Annotated in this window: 18 protein-coding genes; 11 read left to right on the top strand and 7 right to left on the bottom strand. The window is 69.1% G+C overall.

Annotation, left to right across the window (positions count from 1 at the left end):
• Complete coding sequence (gene hisC, locus ACODR1_RS18280; protein WP_488881727.1) at window positions 1–1,116, bottom strand: histidinol-phosphate transaminase; 1,116 nt, start codon at window positions 1,114–1,116, stop codon at window positions 1–3.
• A gap of 278 nt (window positions 1,117–1,394) precedes the next feature.
• Window positions 1,395–1,865: an Lrp/AsnC family transcriptional regulator gene (locus ACODR1_RS18275; protein ID WP_101719015.1), complete on the bottom strand. Its 471-nt coding sequence runs from the start codon at window positions 1,863–1,865 to the stop codon at window positions 1,395–1,397.
• A 128-nt stretch (window positions 1,866–1,993) separates the two neighbouring features.
• Here ACODR1_RS18275 and ACODR1_RS18270 point away from each other — a divergent pair, with 128 nt between their 5' ends.
• Window positions 1,994–2,335 (top strand): hypothetical protein, encoded by a 342-nt coding sequence (locus ACODR1_RS18270; protein ID WP_488881726.1) that lies wholly within the window; start codon window positions 1,994–1,996, stop codon window positions 2,333–2,335.
• A 100-nt stretch (window positions 2,336–2,435) separates the two neighbouring features.
• On the opposite strand, the gene ftsZ is transcribed toward ACODR1_RS18270, so the two are convergent.
• The 5 genes from ftsZ to ACODR1_RS18245 form a co-directional block, all read right to left on the bottom strand.
• Window positions 2,436–3,989: a cell division protein FtsZ gene (gene ftsZ, locus ACODR1_RS18265; protein ID WP_488881725.1), complete on the bottom strand. Its 1,554-nt coding sequence runs from the start codon at window positions 3,987–3,989 to the stop codon at window positions 2,436–2,438.
• A 429-nt stretch (window positions 3,990–4,418) separates the two neighbouring features.
• Entirely contained in the window at window positions 4,419–5,744 is a 1,326-nt protein-coding gene (gene ftsA / locus ACODR1_RS18260) for a cell division protein FtsA (RefSeq protein ID WP_101719074.1), read from the bottom strand.
• 33 nt (window positions 5,745–5,777) lie between these two features.
• Window positions 5,778–6,683, bottom strand: a complete 906-nt coding sequence (ftsQ, locus tag ACODR1_RS18255) for a cell division protein FtsQ (RefSeq protein WP_488881724.1) — start codon at window positions 6,681–6,683, stop codon at window positions 5,778–5,780.
• A gap of 518 nt (window positions 6,684–7,201) precedes the next feature.
• A complete protein-coding gene (locus tag ACODR1_RS18250; protein ID WP_488881723.1) occupies window positions 7,202–8,602 on the bottom strand; it encodes a M20/M25/M40 family metallo-hydrolase in 1,401 nt (466 codons plus the stop codon).
• 112 nt (window positions 8,603–8,714) lie between these two features.
• A complete protein-coding gene (locus ACODR1_RS18245; protein ID WP_488881722.1) occupies window positions 8,715–9,800 on the bottom strand; it encodes a serine hydrolase domain-containing protein in 1,086 nt (361 codons plus the stop codon).
• A gap of 149 nt (window positions 9,801–9,949) precedes the next feature.
• Here ACODR1_RS18245 and ACODR1_RS18240 point away from each other — a divergent pair, with 149 nt between their 5' ends.
• The 10 genes from ACODR1_RS18240 (at window position 9,950) to spt (ending at window position 20,749) form a co-directional block, all read left to right on the top strand.
• Window positions 9,950–10,612, top strand: a complete 663-nt coding sequence (locus tag ACODR1_RS18240) for a TetR/AcrR family transcriptional regulator (protein WP_488881721.1) — start codon at window positions 9,950–9,952, stop codon at window positions 10,610–10,612.
• A gap of 219 nt (window positions 10,613–10,831) precedes the next feature.
• Window positions 10,832–12,106 carry a D-arabinono-1,4-lactone oxidase gene (locus ACODR1_RS18235; protein WP_488881720.1) on the top strand — a complete coding sequence of 425 codons (1,275 nt, stop codon included), beginning with the start codon at window positions 10,832–10,834 and terminating at the stop codon, window positions 12,104–12,106.
• A 3-nt stretch (window positions 12,107–12,109) separates the two neighbouring features.
• On the top strand, window positions 12,110–13,258 hold the full coding sequence (locus ACODR1_RS18230) for a DSD1 family PLP-dependent enzyme (protein WP_488881719.1): 1,149 nt from the start codon (window positions 12,110–12,112) through the stop codon (window positions 13,256–13,258).
• A gap of 87 nt (window positions 13,259–13,345) precedes the next feature.
• Entirely contained in the window at window positions 13,346–13,960 is a 615-nt protein-coding gene (lptC, locus tag ACODR1_RS18225; RefSeq protein ID WP_488881718.1) for an LPS export ABC transporter periplasmic protein LptC, read from the top strand.
• A 12-nt stretch (window positions 13,961–13,972) separates the two neighbouring features.
• Complete coding sequence (locus ACODR1_RS18220) at window positions 13,973–15,133, top strand: glycerophosphotransferase (RefSeq protein WP_488881717.1); 1,161 nt, start codon at window positions 13,973–13,975, stop codon at window positions 15,131–15,133.
• On the top strand, window positions 15,130–16,533 hold the full coding sequence (locus ACODR1_RS18215) for a lipopolysaccharide biosynthesis protein (protein WP_488881716.1): 1,404 nt from the start codon (window positions 15,130–15,132) through the stop codon (window positions 16,531–16,533). The genes ACODR1_RS18220 and ACODR1_RS18215 overlap by 4 nt, the downstream gene beginning before the upstream one ends.
• A complete protein-coding gene (locus ACODR1_RS18210; RefSeq protein WP_488881715.1) occupies window positions 16,530–18,242 on the top strand; it encodes a fatty acyl-AMP ligase in 1,713 nt (570 codons plus the stop codon). Before ACODR1_RS18215 ends, ACODR1_RS18210 begins: the two co-directional genes overlap by 4 nt.
• Window position 18,243: 1 nt before the next feature.
• A complete protein-coding gene (locus ACODR1_RS18205) occupies window positions 18,244–19,200 on the top strand; it encodes an NAD-dependent epimerase/dehydratase family protein (protein WP_488881714.1) in 957 nt (318 codons plus the stop codon).
• 79 nt (window positions 19,201–19,279) lie between these two features.
• A complete protein-coding gene (locus tag ACODR1_RS18200) occupies window positions 19,280–19,531 on the top strand; it encodes an acyl carrier protein (RefSeq protein ID WP_101719027.1) in 252 nt (83 codons plus the stop codon).
• A 3-nt stretch (window positions 19,532–19,534) separates the two neighbouring features.
• A complete protein-coding gene (spt, locus tag ACODR1_RS18195; RefSeq protein ID WP_277794658.1) occupies window positions 19,535–20,749 on the top strand; it encodes a serine palmitoyltransferase in 1,215 nt (404 codons plus the stop codon).
• The last annotated feature ends 18 nt before the right edge of the window (window positions 20,750–20,767 follow it).

The following is a 20,767-nucleotide window of genomic DNA, read 5'->3' as shown; positions in this document are numbered from 1 at the left end:
TTACGGGACCAGCGCGGCCGGCAGGCCGGCGATCAGGCGGTCGTTGTCGGCCGGCCGGCCGATGGTGATGCGCACCCAGCCGCCCTTGACGGGCGTCGGGCGGACGATGAGCCCTTCGTGCAACAAACGCATGGCGGTGGCTTCGGGGCCAGCGGGGGTGCGCAGGAAGACGAAATTGGCTTCCGAGCGGGTGTGTTCGACGCCCATCTCGTCCAGCGCCGCCTCGACGCGGGCGCGCTCGGACAGGGTCAGGGCGACGGTCGAGGCCAAGTGCTCGCGGTCTTCCCAGGCGGCCAGGGCGGCGGCCTGGCTGACGGCGGTGACGTTGAAGGGCGGACGCAGGCGGTCGAGATAGGCGATCAGCTCTTCCGACGAGGCGATGCCGTAGCCCACCCTCATGCCGGCCAGGCCATAGGCCTTGGAAAAGGTGCGCGCGGCGATCCATGGACCGCCCCAGGCCTCCAGCACGGCCAGCATGTCGTAGGCCTCGTAATATTCACGATATGCCTCGTCGACGAACACCAGGGTGGTCTTGGGGGTGGCGGCCAGCACCGCCTCGACGGCTTCCTTGGAGAGGGCGTTGCCGGTCGGGTTGTTGGGCGTGCAGAGGATCAGCAGCTTGGGGCCCTTGGCGGCCGCGGCGGCCACGGCCGGAACGTCGAGGTCGAAATTGGCCAGGCGCGGCACGTCGACGATCGCCGCTTCTGCACAGCGGGCGAAGATGTCGTAGGCCGGAAAGGTCGGCGAGGAGAGCAGGATCGTATCGCCCGGCGCCAGCACGGCGCGGAAAACGTAGTCGATCAGAGCCTCGGAGCCCGGCGACACCACCAGACGGCCGGCCGGCACGCCCAGGCGCTGGCCGATGGCGGCGCGCAGGGTCTCGCAATAGGGGTCGGGATAGATCTGCGGCTCGGCCACGGCGGCCATCACCGCGTCGGCGACCTTGGGGCTGGCGCCCAGCAGGTTCTCATTGCTGGCCAGCTTGGCGAAGTCGGACAGGCCCGTGCGGCGACCGGCCTCGGCCAGGGTCATGCCGGCCTTGTAGGCCACGACGCCGTCGAGGGCGGCGCGCATCGGCGTCGCGGCGGCGTGGGGCTTGCGATCGAGAACCAGCATGACGGCCGCTCCGGGAGTCGGGGGATACGGACGTCAGGATAGGTCAGGCCAGGAGACGCGTTGTGGCGATGATGACCGCTATAGCGCCGATATAGGTCACTTTATGACCCTCAAACATCTATTTTCATCACAGACCACACCGCCTCCCTCGCCCTTGCGGCGAGGGTCCATAGCGGCTGCTGCTCAGATGCCATCCAGCCCTAAAGGCCTGAGCAGACTGACGATGGATCCTGGGCACGAGGCCCAGGAAGGCGTTCCTGATGTGGGCGCTCGAAGCCCTACTCCAGATAATCCAGCGGCAGGGCCGTGGAGTCCTTGATGGTCTCCAGCACGAAGCTCGACTGGATGTCCTTCACGGCCGGCATCTTCAGCAGGCGCTTCATCGTGAACTCGGCATAGGCGTCGAGATTGGGCGCCACCACCCGCAGCAAATAGTCGTAGCTGCCGGTCATGGCGTGGCAGCCCACCACCAGGGGCTCGCGCAGGATCGCCTCCTTGAAGGCTTCGGCCGCCGCCTCGTTGTGTCGGTCGACGGCGACCTCGACATAGGCCAGCAGGTCCAGCTTGGCCTTTCGACGGTCCAGCAGCGCCACATAGCCGCTGATCAGGCCGGCGGCCTCCAGCTGCTTGACCCGGCGCAGGCAGGGGCTGGGCGACAGCCCCACCCGATCGGCCAGTTCAACGTTCGTGACCCCGCTGTCGCGCTGCAGGACATCGAGGATCTTCTTGTCGGTGCGGGTGAGCTTCATCGTGACCGATCTATGCACCTGAAGGTCAGGATATGCCAGCAACACCCCTACCCGCGACACTCGCCTCAGTGGTAACAGTCAAGCTTGCACGCCGAGCCCGTCGGCTCCGCGTCGATCGAGGGAAAGACATGACACCGCGCCGCCTATGCACCGCGCTCCTGACCGCACTGACGCTCGCCGTCGCCGGCCCCGCCAGCGCCGCCACCGAGTTGCCCTGGGCCAAGATCACCACGCTGACCGGCGGGTGGAACGTTCCCTTGCTGGGCGTCCAGACCACGGGAACCTTCAGCAATCCCGACAGCTGCCCCAATGGCGGCATCTACGTCGTGCCGCCCGAGGCGGCCTCCCATCAGATGTTCACCTCCATGCTGCTGACGGCCTACGCCCGCGGCGACGAAGTAAAGCTGATCATCGACGGCTGCTCGGCCTGGCCGGTGATCATCGGCATCCAGGTCCGCCCCGTATCGTAGCTCGGCCCCAGACAGCAAAACGCCCGGGACCAGAGGGACCCGGGCGCTTCGACTTACGCGGTACGCTTACTGTTACGCTTACTGGGTACTAACTCGGTGTTCAGTTGGCCAGGCGACGCAGGAACGACGGGATCTCGAGATCCTCGCCGTCGTCGGCCTGGGGCGGATCGATCGGCTGCAGTTGCGGACGAGCCGAACCGGTCTGGCGAACCTGCGGCTGCGGGGCCGGCTCGTAGCGCTGCTGGCGACCGCCGCCGAACAGGCTCATCCAGCCGCCGCTCTTCTGCTGACGGCGATCCTCGTAGTGATCGCTATACAGCGGCTCGTCGTCGGCCTCGGCGACCATCGGGTCGACGATGCGGGTGACACGCGGCGCGGGGGCCGGCTCATAAACCGGTTCCGGCTCATAGGCGGCTTCCGGCTGGGCGTAGAGATCGGCCTGGGCGTGCGGCTGCGGGGCCGGCTCGTAGGCCGGTTCCGGATAGGCCGTGGCGGTCGGGCGCTCGATTGGACGGGCCTCGTAGCGCGAACCCGGGCGGATTTCCGGCTGGGCCGGCGCCTGGGCGACCGGCTGCGGGGCCGGGGCGGGTTGCGGCGCCGGTTGCGGAGCGGGACGCGAGGTCTCGGCCAGCAGCGGCGGGGCATGGGTGTTGCGGGCGGCCGGCTTGGGCTCGATCTGCTGGATCGAGGCGCCGTCCATGCCGGTGGCGACCACCGACACGCGGATCACGCCGTCCAGCGACGGGTCGAAGGCCGCGCCGAAGATGATGTTGGCTTCCGCGTCGACCTGGTCCGAGATCGCGTTGGCGGCCTCGTCGACTTCGAGCAGGGTCATGTCCATGCCGCCGGTCACGTTGACCAGCACGGCCTTGGCGCCCTTCAGCGACACTTCGTCGAGCAGCGGGTTGGCGATGGCGTTCTGGGCGGCCATCAGGGCGCGGTCTTCGCCGGTGCCTTCGCCCGTGCCCATCATCGCCTTGCCCATCTCGGTCATGACCGTGCGGACGTCGGCGAAGTCGAGGTTGATCAGGCCCGGCAGGACCATCAGGTCGGTGATCGAGCGGACGCCCGAGTGCAGAACCTGGTCGGCCATGCCGAAGGCTTCGGCGAAGGTCGTGCGTTCGTTGGCGACGCGGAACAGGTTCTGGTTCGGAATGACGATCAGGGTGTCGACGTAGCGCTGCAACTCCTGGATGCCGGCGTCGGCCAGGCGCATGCGGTGACGGCCTTCGAAGTGGAAGGGCTTGGTCACCACGCCGACGGTCAGGATGCCGCGCTCACGGGCGCACTTGGCGATGATCGGGGCGGCGCCGGTGCCGGTGCCGCCGCCCATGCCGGCGGTGATGAACACCATGTGAGCGCCTTCCAGGTGCTCGCCGATCTCGGGGAAGCTCTCTTCGGCGGCGCTCATGCCCACTTCGGGGTGCGCGCCGGCGCCCAGGCCCTGCGTGATCTGCACGCCGAGCTGGATGCGACGGTCGGTCTTGGCGAACTGGAGCTGTTGGGCGTCCGTGTTGGCGACGACGAACTCAACACCCTCGAGGCCCGCCTCGATCATGTTGTTCACGGCATTGCCGCCCGCGCCGCCAACGCCGAAGACCACGATGCGCGGCTTCAGCTCGGTGGTGCGCGGCGCCGAAAGAGAAATAGCCATGGGGACCCTCGCGTCCTTACGCCGAATTCGCCAAATCAACCGACCGCAAGTCGGTAACGCCTCGACGATCGGGTTAACAGAACAACCACCATCGTTAACTGGCGGTTAAAGCCATAATCTGAGTCGGCTGCAGGTCGATCCCGCTTAACCCGAAAAAAGCGAGTTATCCAAAGGAATTGCCTGGAACTCCTTGGTTTACAAGCTGGGCTGGAACCCTTGTGCGGCGGAACGCCGCTGGCCTGTTTTTTGCGCCCAGCCCCTCGGATTCGGGGGCGCGAAACTACACTGTTTGGCCATTCAGGCACTTAGAAAGTTAAGAGACAGGGTTAATTCACCCATCGGGCGAGCCGGGTGATTTGGTTCGGACGCACGAAAACGCCCCGCCCTTTCGGGCGAGGCGCTGACCAATTCCCACGTCGAGACGACGGCTTAGAGGTTGTCGCGCAGCCAGGCGGCGGCCTTGGCCACCGGCGAGGCGTTGGGATCCATCGGGCGCTTGCGCACCTGCCCGCCGCTGAGGGTCTTGGGCGACACCACCTCGCGCGGACCAAAGGCCGTACGATGCAGCACGCCGGCGGCAGCGCAGAAGGCCGGCCCCGAGGCGGCGTCGGCCAGGTGCGGCACCCGGCGCGGACGTCCCAGCCGCACCGGACGGTCGAACACCCGCACGGCCACTTCACGCACGCCGGCCAGCTGGCTGGCGCCGCCCGTCAGGACGATGCCCGCGCCCGGCTCCACCGGAGCGCCCGAGGCCTTCAGGCGCTCGCGCAGCAGTTCCAGCGTCTCCTCGACGCGCGGCTGGATGATGCCCTTGAGCAGGGAGCGCGGCGCGATCACCGGACCCGCGCCCGGATCGTCGCCCCGCGGCGGGGCCTCGATCATCTCGCGGTCCTCGTTGGCCGAGGCGATGGCGCTGCCATGCAGGGTCTTGATGCGTTCGGCGCCGGCGACCGAGGTCTGCAGGCCGCGGGCGATGTCCTGGGTCACGTGCCCGCCACCGACGGCCAGGCTGTCGACGTGGCACAGGGCGCCGTTGTTGAACACCGCCACCGAGGTCGAGCCGCCGCCCATGTCGATGCAGACGGCGCCGAGGTCCATCTCGTCCTCTTCCAGGGCCGCCAGGGCCGAGGCGAAGGGCGCGGCGACGATGCCTTCGAACGACAGGTGGGCGCGTTCGACGCAGTGGGCCAGGGTGTGGAAGATGTTCTCGTTGACCGAGACGACCAGCAGTTCCAGGCCCAGCGAGCGGCCGAACATGGCGCGCGGGTCGCGGATGCCCTTCTGGCCGTCGACCGACCAGGCGATCGGCAGCAGGTGCACGGGCTTGCGGCCCGGCAGGCGCACCTGGGCCAGGGCCGAAGAGATGGCGCGCGACAGGTCGCCGTCCGCGATCGGACGAGCGCCCAGCGAAACCTGGGTCTGGACGCGGTGGCTGGCCAGCTGGCCGCCGGCCGTGCAGACGCTGACGCCCTGGACGCTGACGCCGGCGACCGTCTCGGCGCGTTCCACAGCTTGCGCGATGGCCTGGGCGGCCTCGTCCAGATTGACGATCGCCCCGCCGCGCACGCCGCGCGACTGCACGTAGCCCACGCCGGCGGTCGTCAGGGTGCGGTTGTCGCGGTGGACGCCGTCCGCCTTCATGATGAAGCACGTGACTTTCGACGCCCCCAGGTCCACGGCCGCGACCGCGGGCTGACGCACGAGCGTCGCCTTCAGGCCATCACGGGCCTGTCTCCGGTCCTCAAGTCGCGACATGGTCAGGGTCACCTCAGTCCATCGTTTCTGTTCTTACGCCCCGTTGGCCACGGGCTGCCCGGGCAGCACGGTGTCACGAGGCCGGATCGCCACCATCTCGGGATCGCGCAGGTCGATGCGCGCGAAGCCGAGATCGAGGATGCGTTGCCGCTGGTCCAGTTGATCCAATTGAATCAACGCGGATTCTTCGTCAATGGCCGGCAGCTGGATCAGCGAGCCATCTTTCAATCGCAGGTCCCAGCGACGGTCGTCGACGCGCACCAGCGCTTCCAGACGATCGCGCAGGCGCGGCCGGGCGTTGACCGCCGGCAGGATGTTGCCCGCGGCCTGGTCGGCGCCCTGCCCCACCACCAGCGGCAGGTGCGGGAAGCGCGCGGCGTCGGCCTCGCGGATGATGCGGCCCTCGGCGTCGATCACCTTCAGGCGGCCCGAGTGCTGCCACACGGCCAGGGCCGGGCGCTCCTCGACGGCGATCATCACGGTGTCGGGCAGCAGGCGAACCACCTTGGCCGACTTCACCCAACCCACGCCCTCGACGCGGGACTTCAGATCGACCAGGTCCATGCCCAGCGTCGGCTGGTCCTGATAGAGGCCGCTGGCCTTCAGGATGTCGGCCTGGGCGGTGGCCGAGGCGCCAGTGACGTGGACGGTCTTCAGCTTGAAGCCGAGATTGGCGAACTCGCCGTCGACGCCGTGGACCATCGCCTCGCCCAGGCGCTGGGCGCGGTGGCCGGTGGCCAGGGTGACGACCAGGGCGAGCGCCAGCGCGCCGCCGGCGACGCTCAGCGCCAGACCCGGCGAGACGCCGACCCCGCCGCGCGCGGCATGCAGCTTCCCCGCCGGCTGTTGCTGAGCCGGTCGAGCCTTGTTCGGACTTGCGGGCGCTTCGGCCCGGGGGCGCGCTGGCTTGCGCGGTCCCCCCCGCACTGCCGCGGGCATAAGCGTCCTCCACCATCAGACACTAGAAAAACGGAACCCTTGAGCGCCTCTCCGATCCCGACCGTCGTTCGACGACGGGGCGAGTCCGGGCAAAGCGCCTACGGAGGCGTAGAAAGGCCCGAAGGTCGTTAATGCCGGGATAACGAAGAGCCCGCCGCGTTACGGCTCGGCAACCAAGACGCGCACCATTCTGGGACGGGCGTTAACGCCTTGCGGCCTTGCGCCGTCAGGGTTTACGGCCTGTTTTCCCTGCCTGGGCGGGGCTTTGGGGCGCGATGATGCGGCGCCGCAAATCTGTGGATGAGCACATAAAGTATGAACGGCCGCGCTTCGCGGCGTTTTGACTCACCCAAGGGTCGCGGCGACGCGCCGCACGCGCGGGGAGTGTTTCCTGAGGCGCCTTGAAAGTCAGCGCATGGTCCTCGTCCTTCGACAGGCTCAGGATGAGGACCAAATTGCGGGCCGTGCAGCAGAGAACCTCACCCTGAGCCTGTCGAAGGGCGAGGTTCTCGAAGGCGTCAGTGCCCGGTCTGAGCCGGCGCCGCCGCGCTCAAGGCGCGGAAGTCGATGTCGCTGTCGGCCACCAGGTAGATGAAGCTCGTCCAGGCGGCGACGTTCTGGGCAAGTTGGATCGGGTCCACCTTGTCCAGGGTGTCGTCGGCGGTGTGGTGGTAATCGAAGTAGCGGCTGGCGTCCTGGTTCAGGTTCACCACCGGCACGCCCGCGCCCTCGACGCCGCCGATGTCGGCGCCGCCGTGAGCGGCCGGGTTGCGGTCGAAATAGATCTTCAGCGGGCTGAGCGTCTGGATCGCCGCCTTCATCGCCGGATGGCCTTCCGAGCCCTTGGGCAGCTGCAGGCTGTAGATGCGGTCCGCGCCCGTGTCGCTCTCGCCGGCCAGCACGAGCTTTTCGAGATTGGCCTTGTTGGCGGCCAGGAAGGCGTCGGACGAGCCGCCGCTTTCTTCCGAACCCCACATCACCACGCGGATGGTGCGCTTGGGATGCTTGGGCAGCTCGCCGATCAGCTTGGCCGCGGCCGTGGTGATGGCGATGCCGGCCGCGTCGTCGAAGGCGCCGGTGCCGACATCCCAGCTGTCCAGGTGGCCGCCGATGACGATCACCTCGTCGGGCTTTTCCGAGCCCTTGATGTCGGCCGAGATGTTCCAGGCCACGTCGCCGGCGTCGAGGCTGGAGGCCAGCTTCAGCTTGATGCGCAGCGGGCCCTTCTTGGCCAGGCGCTCCAGCTGCTCGGCCTCGGGCACGCCCAGGGCTGCGGCCGGGATGGTGACGACGTCGGCGCCGTTGGTGGTCACGCCCGTGTGCGGCACGGTCGAGCTGGAGGTCGAGATCGAGCGGATCAGCAGGCCCACGGCCCCGCGCTTGGCCGCCTCGACCGGACCGGCGCGGCGCGAGATGCCCGCGACGCCGTAGCCGGCGCCGTCCTGGGCGCGGACCATCGGCTGGGTGATGACGACGATCTTGCCCTTGATGGCGCTGGCCGGCGCGGCGACCATCTCGGCATAGGTAGAGAACAGCGCCACCTCGGCCTCGATGCCTTCGGCCGGCGTCGGGATCGTGCGGCCCAGGCCCACGATCGACAGCTTCATCGGATAGGGCGCGACCAGCTCGGCGCTCTCTTCGCCACGCGTCCACGACGGCTTGGCGAACTGGTCGACCTTGATGTTGGTGAAGCCCAGCGCCTTGAACTTGGCCACGCCCCAGTCCTTGGCGCGCTCCATGCCCGGCGAGCCCACGAGGCGCGGGCCGATGTTGGTGGTCAGGTCCTCGGTGATGTCCCAGGCCAGGCGATCGGTCAGGGCCTTGTCGCGCAGCGCCTCGGCGGTCTTGACGTCCTGAGCTTGAGCGACGCCCGCGAGCAGGGCGGAAGCGGCGACGGCGGTCAGCAGGCTGCGGATCATGAGCAGGATTCTCCCCTAAGAGGCAGCTGTCATAGCACTGCTCTCCCGGTGGAGAACCCCGCCCTACGCCCACTTTTGTCAGCAGCCGTCAGCCAGGGCGAAAATCGCCCGGTCAGGGACGAGGCGCCGCGCCCAGCAGCTTGTCGGCGAAGAGATCCAGCGCCTTCTGCGACAGGTCGGTGTTGTTGAGGATGACGACGGTGTCGCCGGTGTCCAGCCGATGGCCCAGCACCGAACGGTAGCCGGCCGTGCGCCCGGTCTCCCATCCCGCCAGCTTGACCTGGCCGTCGATGGTCAGGCTCCGCACCCGCCCGCCCAGCGCATAGTCCTGCTCGGGCACGACGATCGTGGTCAGCGCCTTGCGCGAGGCCTCGGACAGGAACGGCGTGTCGAAGACGATATGCGCCGCGACCAGCAGATCGTCGACCGTGCTGAAATAGCCGCCGCTGGCGGCCATGACCTCCATCCGCGGATTGGCGCGCCGCGCCAGGGGCGGGCCTGCGTAGTAGGAGACCGCTACGCCCGGCTCGGCGTCGATCCCGAGGCCCGCGCGGGTATGGCCCATCTTCAAAGGATCGGTCGTCAGTTCCTTCACCACCGCCAGGAACGGCTTGCCGGTGACGGCCTCGACGATGGCGCTGACCACGAACCAGTTGACGGGGTGGTAGTCGAACTTCGTCCCCGGCGGAAACAGCGGGTCGCCTTGGGCGAAGGCCTTCACGGACTCGGCCGCCGACAGGTTCTTCTTCAGAAGCTCCGGATCGGCCTTCAAGGCGGGCATGAATCTGTTGGGAATGCCGCTGGTGTTGGACAGCAGGTGGGTCAGGGTCACCGTCTTGCCGGTGTCGGGCCGCTGCTCCGGCAGCCAGGTGATGATCGGCGCGTCAAGGGACAGCTTGCCCTGCTCCACCAGGCGCAGCACCGCTATGGTCGTCAGCCACTTCGAGATCGACGCCACGCAATAGACCGTATCGCGGACGGCGGGCTTGCCCGCCTCGATGTCGGCCATGCCGAAGGCGCGCACATAGGACGCCCTGCCCTTGCGCCCGATCATCACCACGCCCTGGAAATTCTGCTCGGCGACGAAGGCGTCGACCACGGGATTGTCGGCGCCCAGCCTGGCCGGCGCGGCCAGGGACAGGCCCGGCGCGGCGCACAGCGCCCCGGCGGCGGCGAACAGGCCGCGACGATCGATCATCGTAAAACTCCCCACACACCGCCGCCCCCAGCGATGGCGGCGACCCTGGCGCAGCGCGACGCCCAAGTCCCGTTAAGCTTTGGCAATGAGCGAACATTGGCATTCGACCAGAAGCGCTCTAGGTCTGGAGGGGACTTCAGGAGACCCCGATGCCCAAGCCGACGGTCGAACCGGCCGCCGACATTCCGCTCGACGCCAAGCTGCGGCCGACCCAGGCCCGCGCCCAGGACACCTACGAGGTGGTGCTGGCCACCGCCGGCGAACTGCTGATCGAGTCCGGCTTCGAGCAACTGACCACCAACGCCATCTGCAAGCGCGCCGGCCTGACCCCGCCGGCGCTCTATCGCTACTTCCCCAACAAGTACGCGATCCTGAAGGAACTCGGCGACCGGCTGATGCGGCTGCAGGACGAGGCTGTGTTCGCCTGGATGGAGGCCGGCGGTCTCGAGGGCGAGACCGCCAGCGCGCGCGTGGCCAAGACCGCCGCCCTGCTGACCGACGTCATCGACATGACCCGCCGCTTTCCCGGCGGTGCGGCCATCGGCCGGGCCCTGCGGGCGGTGCCGATGCTGCAGCAGTTGCGCTTCGCCTCGCGCGACATGGTCGCCGGCCAGTTCGGCGAGGTGCTGGCGGCGCGCTTCCCCTCGGTCTCGCCGCTTAGGATCCGCACCGCCACGCGGATGATGGTCGAGCTGACCTACGCCGCCACCGAGATGGCGGTGGAGGAGCCGGGCCAGGACGCCGAAGCCCTGGCCCAGGAGATCGGACGGCTGTTCGACTGTTATTTCGAGACGTTCGACGCTGAGCTCTAAGATCCTCCCCCTCTGGGGGAGGTGGCCCGGAGGGCCGGAGGGGGGCCGTTTTCAGCTTCCGCTGAACAGGCCAGTTTCGTGGCGACTTCCCTCTCCGTCGGCTTCGCCGACACCTCTCCCTTCAGGGAGAGGGTCGTTCGCCGCAAAGGCCCGCATAACACCGACTTGCAATAACGATAGTTTTTACTATCGTCAGTCCATCGCAGCGGGGGAACGCCGATGGAGGGCTGGAAGAACTGGTCGGGCAGCGTCGTGGCGACGCCCAGCAGGATAGCCCGGCCGCGCACGGTCGAGGACCTGTCGAGCCTGGTGCGCGACGCCGACAAGGTGCGCGTCGTCGGGGCGGGGCACTCGTTCATGCCGCTGTGCGAGACCGGCGGCCTGCTGCTGAACCTGTCGGACCTGGAAGGCGCCGTCGAGATCGCGCCCGACCGCAAGACGGTCTGGGCCCCCGCCGGCTGGAGCCTCAAGCGCCTGACCGCCGCACTGTGGGCGCAAGGCCTGTCGCTCATCAATCAGGGCGACATCAATCCGCAGTCGCTGGCCGGGGCCACGGCCACCGGCACCCACGGCACCGGGGCTGAGCTTGGCAGCCTGTCGACCCAGGCCTGCGGCTTTCGCCTGATGACCGCTGACGGTCGCCTGGTCGAATGCGGCCCCGGCCTGGAGCCCGAGCTCTACCAGGCCCAGCGCGTCTCTCTTGGCCTGCTGGGCGTGGCCGTCGCCATCCGCATCAACGTCGTTCCGGCCTACCACCTGGAAGAACGCGTCAGCCGCATGCCGCTGGCCCAGGCGATCGAACGCTTCGACGACCTGGCCGCCGCCACCCGGCACATGGAGTTCTGGGTCTTTCCCTACAGCGACGACGTCATCTTCAAGACCCTGCACCCCGTCGCGCCCGAGGCCGCCGACGAGACCCTGGGCAAGAGCGGCGAAGGCGACGAGGACACCTTCCGCACGATCTGCGACCTGTGCGCCGCCCTGCCCGTCCTGACCGCGCCGCTGCAGAAGCTGATGATGAAGGTCGCCGGCAAGCCCGCCCGCCGCGCCGGCCCGGCCTTCGAGATCTTCCCCTCCGAGCGGAACGTCCGCTTCGAGGAGATGGAATACGAGATGCCGCGCGCCGCCGGCCTGCCCACCCTGAAGGCGGCCATGGCGCACATCCGCAAGCGCCGCCTGCCGATCACCTTCCCGTTCGAGTTCCGCCTGGTGGCCGGCGACGACATCTGGATGAGCCCGTTCAACATCGGCGCGGGCGCCTCGATCTCGTTCCACCAGTACGCCAAGATGCCCTGGCGAGAGGCCTTCGCGGAGGTCGAGCCCGTGCTCGCCGCCGGCGGCGGTCGACCGCACTGGGCCAAGCGCCATACCCTCGCCCCCGCCGACGTCCATCGCCTCTATCCCCGCGCTGGCGACTTCCTGCGGGTGCGAAAAGCGTGGGACCCGACCGGAAAGTTCGCCAATACCCACCTGACCCAGCTGCTGGGGATCTGACCCATGACCGACATCGCCCTGCACGCCGGCCTCGTGGGCCAACAAGGCTCGCGCGAGCAGCTGAACACCCCCGTCCTGGTCATCGACCGGACCGCCCTGAACGCCAACATCGCGACCATGGCCGCCTTCGCTGCCAGCAAGGGCCTGAAGCTTCGCCCGCACGCCAAGACCCACAAGAGCGCCGACATCGCCCGCCTGCAGTTGGAAGCCGGCGCCGTGGGCCTGTGTTGCGCCAAGATCGGCGAGGCCGAGGCCCTGGCCGCCGAAGGGATCTCAAGCGGCCTGCTGCTCACCTCGCCCGTGGTTTCCGTCCCGGCGATCGCGCGGCTGGCCGTGCTGAACCTGGCGACCGAGGGCCTCAAGGTCGTCGTCGATCATCCAGACAACGTCGCGGCCCTCGGCGCGGCGGCCGGCGCGAGCGGCAAGCCGCTGGAGGTGCTGATCGACCTGGATCCCGGCATTCACCGCACGGGCGTCGCCTCGCCGCAGGCCGCCGTCGCCCTGTTCGAGGCGATCAGAGCTCAGGCCGGGCTCAGCTACGCCGGACTGCAATGCTATTGCGGCGTCCAGCAGCACATCGAGGCCTTCGACGTGCGCAAGACGGCCCTGGAGGACCGCGGGGCCTATATCCGCGAGGTGATCGACGCCCTGGCCGCCGCCGGCGGCGCGCCCCCGATCGTCAGCGGCTCGGGCACCGGCTCGCACCGTATCGACGCCGAACTCGGCCTCTTCACCGAACTCCAGGTCGGCTCCTACGTCTTCATGGACGACCAGTACCTGGCCTGCGATCTGGCGGGCGAAGGCGCCGACGCCAGCCCCTACCGGCGCTCGCTGTTCATCGACGCGCGCGTGGTCAGCGCCAACAGCCCCGGCATGGTCACGGTCGACGCCGGCTTCAAGGCGATGTCCACCGACGCCGACCCGCCCCAGGTCGTGGCCGGCGCGCCGGAGGGCTCTCGCTACTTCTTCATGGGCGACGAGCACGGGGCGCTGGTCCCCTCGTCTGGCTCGCCCCCGCCCCTGGGCGCGCGTGTCACCCTGGCCGCGCCGCACTGCGACCCGACCGTGAACCTCTACGACGCCTATCACGTAGTCGAGGGCGACACGCTGGCGGCCATCTGGCCGGTCACCGCACGCGGGCGGTCGCGGTAACAGCGCGCCCTCGCCTTCAGAAAAACCGCTTTGGCGTCGGGCGCGTTGAAGACTATCCATGGCGTCCGTTCTGGATCGTCCGCCCGCATGACCACCGCCCTCCTCTCCGCCGCTCCCGCCAAGAAGCCCCGCCGCAACCGGCGTCGGCGCTCGGCGCGCTGGGCGCGCGCGGGCCTGCTGGTGCTGGCGGTCGGCATTTCGGGCGTGGTGATCGGCCAGACCACCTTCCGCATGCTCGACGCCCGCAACGCCGCCAGGGCCCAGACCGCTGCGCCGCTGGCCATGGACAACCCGCGCTTCACCGGCGCCATGCGCGATGGCCGCGCCTTCCTGATCACCGCCCGCCGCGCCGAGCGCGACGCGGCCGATCCCAACAAGGTCAAGCTGGTCGAGCCGACCCTGGTGCGCGGCTACGGCGCGCCCGACGCCAGCAAGGTGACCTCCAAGGACGGGATCTACCAGGAAGCCCAGAACATCCTGGTGCTGACGCAGGACGTGAAGATCGACAACGGCCAGGGCTACCAGTTCGCCTCGCAGGAAGCCCGCATCGACACCAAGACCGGCGAGGTCGTCGGCGGCGCGCCGGTCTCCGGGGCCGGCCCGCGCGGCAATGTCAGCGCCGACAGCTACAGCGTCAGCGACAAGGGCGATCGCGTGGTCTTCAAGGGCCGCGTCCGCACCCGCGTCCAGCCCACCAACTAGGCCCCTCGACCGATGACCGGCCTCGGCCTCCTGGACCAGCAACGGGCCCGCGCAACGCGCGTGTGCTTCCTCTACATCGCCCAGCCGCACCAGGTCTGGCACAGCCTGTCGATCGCCGTAGCCATGGCCCGCGCCTGGCCGGAGATCCGGGTCGAGATCGCCGCCACCTCGGCCGGACACCTCGACTACATCCAGGGCATGCTCGACGGCCTGGGCGGCGCGCCGATCACCCTGCGCCTGCTGCCGCCGGCCTGGCTGCGGCGGCTGTCCAAGAGCGCCCCCCCGCCCAAGGCCCTGATGCTGGCCCTGAACGCCGGCCGGCTGGCGGCCTACGACGCCGTCGTCACGCCCGAGCGCACCACCGCCCTGCTGCGCAAGCTGGGCGTACGCCGCACCGCCCTCGTCTACACCCAGCACGGGGCCGGCGATCGCGGCGGACCGTTCGAGCCGCGCCTGCGGGTCTTCGACCTGGTGATGGCCGCCGGCCCCAAGCAGCGCGACCGGATGATCGACGAGGGCTGGGTCCGCCCCGAGGCCTGCGCCATGGTCGGCTATCCCAAGTTCGACCTCGTCGACGCCCTGCCGCCCAGCGCCAAACCGGCCTTCGCCAAGACCTTGCCGACGGTGGTCTACAATCCGCACTTCCACGAGACGCTGGGATCGTGGAGCGCCCTTGGCCTGTCGATCCTCGAACAGTTCGCCGCCGACGAGCGGTTCAATCTGATCTTCGCCCCGCACGTCCGCCTGTTCGAGACCGCCTCGGAGGCCGATCGCCGCGCCGTCGCCGCCTTCGAAGGCCACCCGCGCATCCACGTCGACCTGGGCGGCCCGGCCGCCTTCGACATGACCTACACCCGCCAGGCCCACCTCTATCTCGGCGACGTCTCCAGCCAGGTCTACGAGTTCCTGCGCACGCCCAAGCCCTGCCTGTTCCTCAACCCCAGCCAAGCCGAATGGAAGGGCGACGAGAGCTTCCATCACTGGCTGTACGGCCCGGTGCGCGAGACGGCCGACGAAATCTGCGACGCGGTCAGCGCCGCCATGACCGGCCACAGCGATTTCCTGGAAGTGCAGAAGACGGGCGTGGCCCAGACCTTCGACCTCACCTCCGTCCCCTCGTCGCAGCGCGCCGCCCGCGCCATCGTCGACCGCCTGGCCGTCCTCGACCGATGAGCGACGCGCCCACGAAAGATGCGTCCAAGGTCAATCCCCTGGCCAGGATGCTGGCCAATGTCGGCGCGCTGCTGAGCGGACGCGGGCTGAACGCCATCGTCGGCCTGGCCTATATCGCGGTCACCACTCGCAGCCTCGGCATCGAGGTCTTCGGCTTTCTCACCCTGATCAACGCCTTCGCCCAAGCGCTGGGCGAAATGGCCAAGTTCCAGTCCTGGCAGACCGTCGTGCAGTACGGCGCCAAGCCCTTGATGGACGGCGACCGCAAGACCTTCCAGCAGGTGATGCGCCTTGCCCTGGTGCTCGACGGCATCGGCGCCGTGGCTGGCGTCGCCATCGGCGTTGGCGGCAGCCTGCTGTTCAGCCACTACATGGGCTGGCCCGACGAACTGGCGCCCGAGGCCGCGCTCTACTGCCTGTCGATCGGGGTCATGACATCAGCCACGGGCGTTGGCCTGCTGCGCCTGTTCGACCGATTCCGGATGCTGGCCGCCGAGCAGGTGGTCTCGTCCATCGTGCGCCTGATCGGCTGCGCGATCGCCGCGGCGACGGACGCGCCGATCGAGATGTTCCTGCTGGCCTGGGCGGCCGGCACCGTCGCCTCGTTCCTCTATGTCGCCGCCATCGCCGTCTGGAGCCTTTTGCAGCGCGGCCTGCTGGACGGCTTCAGCCTCTTTGGCCCGCTCGGCGCCGGGCTGCCAGGCGTCTGGCGCTTCGCCTGGGCGACCAATTTCAGCAGCACCATCGAGGTCGGCTTCACCCACGTCCTGACCCTGGCCATCGGCGCCCTGGTCGGTCCGGCCCCCGCCGCCATGTGGCGGGTCGGCCGGCAGGTGGCCGACGGCATGGCCAAACCCGCCCGCCTGATGCTGCCGGCCCTGCATCCCGAGTTCGCCCGCCTGCGCGCCCAGAAGGACGACGCGGCCATGCTGCGCCTGGCCCGCCAGATCGCCCTGATCGGCGGCGGCGTCGCCGGCGTGCTGCTGGCGGTCTGCCTGCTGGCCGGTCCCTGGCTGCTGACCATGGTCATGGGCGCGGAGTACGCTTCGGCCGCCGGCATCATGAGCTGGCAGGTGGCCGCCGCCGCGATCAGCATCATGGCCCTGCCGATCGAGCCGATGCTGGTCTCGATGCACGCGGCCGGCGCGGCCCTGCGCGTGCGCATCGTCGTCATCGCCATCTATTTCGCAGCCCTCGTGCCGCTGCTGCAGGTCTTCGACCTGACCGGCGCCGGCGCGGCCCTGGTCCTGGCCTCGACCTGCATGGCGATCGGCATGTTCATCACCCTCCGGTCGCGTCTCGCTGCGGAAGCCGCCGCCGAGCGCGAGGACAAAAGCGCCGTCATGCTTGAACAGACTTGCGCGGAACCCCTGAACGAGCGCAAAGGCGATCCGCAATGAATACGCCCACCGCTTCCGGCAGGACCGTCCGTCTCGCCGACTTCCCGACCCTGACCGCCGCCCTGGATTTCGCCGCGACCGGCGAGACCGGGATCAACCTGCATTCGCTGCGCGGCGAGCTGGTCGAGGCCCTGACCTACGCGACCTTGCGCGAGCAGGCCCAAGGCCTGGCCCGGCGCCTGCTGGCCGCCGGAGCTAAGGTCGGCGACAGCGTCGCCCTGATCGCCGAGACCGATGGCGACTTCGTGCGCGCCTTCTTCGCCTGCCAGTATGCGGGCCTGGTTCCCGCCCCCCTGCCCCTGCCCGCGCCGCTGGGCGGTCGCGAGGCCTATGTCGAGCAGATCGGCCGCATGTGCGCCTCGGCCCATGCGAAGATCCTGATCGGCCCGGCCGGCATGACCGAATGGCTGAAGCAGATCGGCGACGCCGCCGGCCTCGACTTCGCCGGGCCGCTGGCCGAGCTACCCGAAGACGCCGGCGCGGCCCTGCCTGAAATCACGCCCGAGCATCCCTGCTATCTGCAGTTCTCGTCGGGCAGCACCCGCTTCCCCACGGGCGTTCTGGTGACGCACAAGGCGCTGATGGCCAACGCCGTGGCCATCACGCGCGACGGCCTGCAGGTGAAGCCGGAAGACCGCGCCGTCTCGTGGCTGCCGCTCTATCACGACATGGGCCTGATCGGCTTCCTGCTCAGCCCGCTCACCAGCCAGATGAGCGTCGATCTGCTGCCCACCGGCGCCTTCGTGCGCCGGCCGCTGCTGTGGCTCGACCTGATCAGCCGCAACGGCGGCACGATCGCCTACAGCCCGACCTTCGGCTACGAACTGTGCGCCCGCCGCGCCGAGGCCGCCTCTATCGACCACCTGGACCTGTCGCGCTGGCGCAGCGCCGGCCTGGGCGGCGACATGATCCGCACCGCGCCCGTCGAGGCCTTTGCGGAACGGTTCGCCGCCGTCGGCTTCTCGGAAAAGGCCTATGTGGCCAGCTACGGCATGGCCGAGGCGACCCTGGCCCTCTCCATGGCCCCGCTGAGCAAGGGCCTGCGCGTCGAGATCCTCGACATCGAGCGCCTCGAGCGCGACGACCTGGCCGTCACGGTCGGCGCCGACGCGCCCCGCGCCCGGGCCTTCGCCCGCTGCGGCCCCGCCCTGCCCCACCACCAGCTGGAAGTGCGCGACGCCGACGGCAAGCCGGTGGCCGAGCGGCAGGTCGGCCGCATCTTCGCCAAGGGTCCCAGCCTGATGGGCGGCTATTTCGAACAGCCGGAAGAGACCGCCCGCGTGCTCGACGCCGACGGCTGGCTCGACACCGGCGACCTCGGCTTCCTGGTCGAGGGCGAGATCGTCATCACCGGCCGGGCCAAGGACCTCATCATCCTCAACGGCCGCAACATCTGGCCGCAGGACCTGGAATGGACCGCCGAGCGCGAGGTCCCCGGCCTGCGCAGCGGCGACGTGGCCGCCTTCTCCGTTCCCGGCGACGCGGCGGAAGAAGAGATCGTCACCATCCTGGTCCAGGCCCGCGGCGGCGACGCCGACAGCCGCGCGGCCCTGGTCGACACGGTAGCCGGCGTGCTCCGCTCGCGCCACGGCGTCGAGACCCAGGTCAAGCTGGTCGGCGCCCACGCCCTGCCCCAGACCTCATCGGGCAAGCTCAGCCGCTCCAAGGCCAAGGCCGCCTATCTGGCCGGCGCCTACGAGCGCGCCTGAGGTGAAGAGCCCAGGACCCAGCGTCGTCGCCGTCACCGGCGCGACGGGCTTCCTGGGCCAGCACCTCGTCCGCGCCATCGCCGAACGAGGCCTTGCCCCCCGCATCCTGTCGCGCCGCGATCCGGTCTCGCCGTTCTGGCGCGGGATCGAGCCGCAGGTGGTGCTGGGCGACCTGGGCCGCCCCGAGGCGCTGGCCCGGCTGTGCGACAGCGCTGACGTGGTCATCCACCTGGCCGGCCTGATCAAGGCCGCCGACCGCGCCGCCTTCGACAAGGTCAATGTCGACGGCGCACGAGCCGTGGCGGAGGCGGCGACGAAGGCCGGCGCTCGCTTCGTTCTGGTTTCCAGCCTCGCCGCCCGAGAACCCCAGCTCTCCGACTACGCTGCCAGCAAGCGCGCCGGCGAAGAGGCGGTGCTGGCGATCGCGCCCGACACTCTCGTCATCCGCCCGCCGGCCATCTATGGCCCCGGCGACCGCGAGACGGTCGGCCTGTTCGCCGCCGCGCAAGGCAGCCGCGTCCTGCCGGTGCTGTCGCCCGCCTCGCGCGTGGCGATGATCGAGGTGCGCGACGCGGCCGCCCAGATCCTCGACCTCGTCACGAGCGCCCGCACGGGCCTCGCCTCGATCTGCGACGCCCGGCCCGACGGTTATGCCTGGAGCGAGATCATGACCGCCGCCGCAACCGCTGTCGGCGCCCGGCCGCCTCGCCTACTGCGCGTGCCCGAAGGCCTGATCCGACTGGCCGGAAGCGTCGCCGATGTGGCGAGTAGACTTTCAGGACAACCATCGGTGTTCGGATCGGGCAAGGCGCGCGAACTGTCGCATGCAGATTGGGCGTTTTTGGCCGATCGGTCCCTTGCGTCGTCGCCGAGTCGTCACGATGTTGCCCGCGGCTTCGGCGAAACCGTCGACTGGTATCGGTCGGCCGGGTGGTTGTCGAAAAAATACAGCGACTAGTTCAATTGTGGCAGATATCTGACAGAGACACTGTTACGGTGCGGTCACAGTGCTTTGACGGGGGCGTCTGGCGTTTGGCATGGATACAGTGACAGATCTGAGTTTGCGTGAGATCGGGCTGGCGACGAGCAAGGTGCTCGGCCGCACGGTCGAGGTGACGAACGACACCCACATCGGCCGCGACCTGGCCGTGGATTCCCTCGCCCTGATGAACATCGTGATGGAGCTCGAAGATTCCTTCGACATCTCCATCCCGCTCGATCGCCTCGCCGCGGTGGAAACCGCCGGCGACCTCTCCAAACTGATCAACGATCTCCGAACCAAGGCTTGACCGATGGGTCTGTTCGACAAGCATCTGGCCTATCGCGACGCGTACAAGGCCATCCAGCAAGCGGGCGCCGACCCGTTCACCGTCCGTTTCGACGCCGTGGTTTCGCCGACCGAGGGCGTCGTCGAGGGGCGTCCCACGATCCTGCTGGGGACCAACAACTATCTGGGCCTGACCTTTGACGAGAAGGCGATCGCCGCCTCGGTCAAGGCCGTCCAGGAACGTGGCACCGGCACCACCGGTTCCCGCATCGCCAACGGCAGCTTCGAGGCCCACGTGGCCCTGGAGACAGCGCTGGCCAAGTTCTACGGCCGCAAGCACGCCATGGTGTTCACCACCGGCTACCAGGCCAACCTGGGCGTACTGTCCACCTTGGTCGGCCGCGGCGATCACCTGATCCTGGACGCCGACAGCCACGCCTCGATCTACGACGGCTCGCGCCTGGGCCACGCAGAGGTCATCCGCTTCCGCCACAACGATCCGGAAGATCTGGCCAAGCGCCTGCGTCGCCTCAAGGACGTGCCCGGCGAGCGCCTGATCGTCGTCGAAGGCATCTATTCGATGATCGGCGACACCGCGCCGCTCAAGGAAATCGCCGCCGTGAAGCGCGAGATGGGCGGCTACCTGCTGGTCGACGAGGCCCACTCGATGGGCGTGCTCGGCGCCACCGGCCGGGGTCTGGCCGAAGCCGCGGGCGTGGAAGACGACGTCGACTTCATCGTCGGCACCTTCTCCAAGAGCCTGGGCGCCATCGGCGGCTTCTGCGTCTCCAGCCTCGACGACTTCGAGGTCATGCGGGTGATCTGCCGTCCGTACATGTTCACCGCCTCGCTGCCGCCGGCCGTGGTCGCCTCGACCCTGGTGGCGCTGGAGCAGATGATCGCCAAGCCGCAGCTGCGCGAGCAGCTCAACAGCAATGCCTGCCGCCTGTACGACGGCCTGACCGCCCTGGGCTTCGTCACCGGCCCGGCCGCCAGCCCGATCGTGGCGGCCACCATGCCCGACGTCGAGCGCGCCATCGCCATGTGGAACGGCCTGCTGCAGTCGGGCGTCTACCTGAACCTCGCCCTGCCGCCGGCCACGCCCGACAGCCGCCCGCTGCTGCGCGCCAGCATCAGCGCAGCCCACACCCACGAGCAGATCGACCAGGTCCTCAAGGTGTTCGCCGAAGTCGGCACGGCGCTCGGCGTCATCGACGGCCAGCAGCGCGCCTTCGCCTGACGGCAGGCGCATCGCTGA

This window comes from Caulobacter sp. FG7 (genome assembly GCF_057808875.1).
This window is presented reverse-complemented; position numbering and strand designations above follow the sequence as displayed.